Here is a 1,073-nt window from a genome sequence, read left to right as displayed (position 1 = left end):
GCCCGGCGCAGCACCAGCTCGCCGTCCGGGCCCTCCGCGGCGGGAGCCACCCCCACCTCGCGCAGCACCGCCAGCACCCGGCCGGGCTCCGCCGCCGCCGCCAGCACCGTCGGCGCCAGCCGCCGCAACCCCAGCGGCGCGCAGCGGCGGTCCACCAGCAGCTCCTCCAGGGCCGAGGGGTCCTCGGCGCGCAGGAACGAGGCCGCCGAGCCCACCCGGACCCGCCCGTAGCGGCGCGCCACGTCCCGCACCAGGTACTCCAGCGGCTGCGGCACGCCCGTCGCCGACACCTGCCCCAGGAAGCGCAGCACCTCCTCCGCCGTCCAGCCCACGTCCAGGCCGCGGCGCACCGAGACCGGGTCGAAGCGGTACACCGTCGCGCCGCCGCGGCTCTCCACCTTCGCCAGCTGCGCCAGCCGCCGCGCCAGGTCCCCCGCCAGCGGCCCCGGCGCCACGGCGGTCAGGTCCGCCTGCAGCAGCACCTCGTGCACCGGGGCGGGCAGCGCCGCCGACAGCGCCGCGGCCGCGGCCTCCTCCTCGCCGGCCAGCAGGGCGCGCGCCGCCGGGGACAGCGCACCCGCGCCGCTCACCCCCAGCCACGCCGCCTCCCGCAGCGTCCAGCCCACCAGCTCCTCGCGCAGCAGCGTCAGCAGCCGCGGCGCGGCGTACCGCAGCCGCTCCACCAGCGCCGCCTGCTCCGTCGCCGCGTCCACCGGCAGCCCCGCCAGCTCCGCCAGCACCGCCCGCCGCACCACCGCCGCCGCCGGGCGGTCCACGTCCGGGCCCAGGGCGTTGCGCGGGCCGCCCTTGGCGTCGCGGCTGCCCACCAGGGCCGGCACCCGCGTCGACGGCAACCACGCGGCCACCACCTCCACCCACCGCTGCGGCAGCGCCTCCTCCAGCCAGGCGTCGAAGCGGGGCGTCGGCACCCAGCGCGGCTCGACCTCCTGGTCGTCGGCCACCAGACCGCTGGTGCGGGCCAGCTCCACCACCAGCGCCGCCGTCGCCTCGTCCACCTCCAGGGCCGCGGCCACCCGCCGCAGCTCCCGCACGACGAGGCCGCCCGCGCGCTG

The 1,073-nt window shown here is 80.4% G+C and carries 1 protein-coding gene; it reads right to left on the bottom strand.

Going from position 1 to position 1,073, the window contains the following annotated elements; genetic code table 11:
• A partial coding sequence (locus ABEB16_RS15790; RefSeq protein ID WP_345713182.1) for a helicase-associated domain-containing protein occupies nucleotides 1-1,073 on the bottom strand: 1,073 nt, incomplete at both ends.

Source organism: Kineococcus glutinatus, from assembly GCF_039542765.1.
GTDB classification, from domain to species: Bacteria; Actinomycetota; Actinomycetes; order Actinomycetales; family Kineococcaceae; genus Kineococcus_A; species Kineococcus_A glutinatus.
Note: the sequence above shows the minus strand (reverse complement) of the source record. Positions and strands in the feature narration are given on the sequence as shown.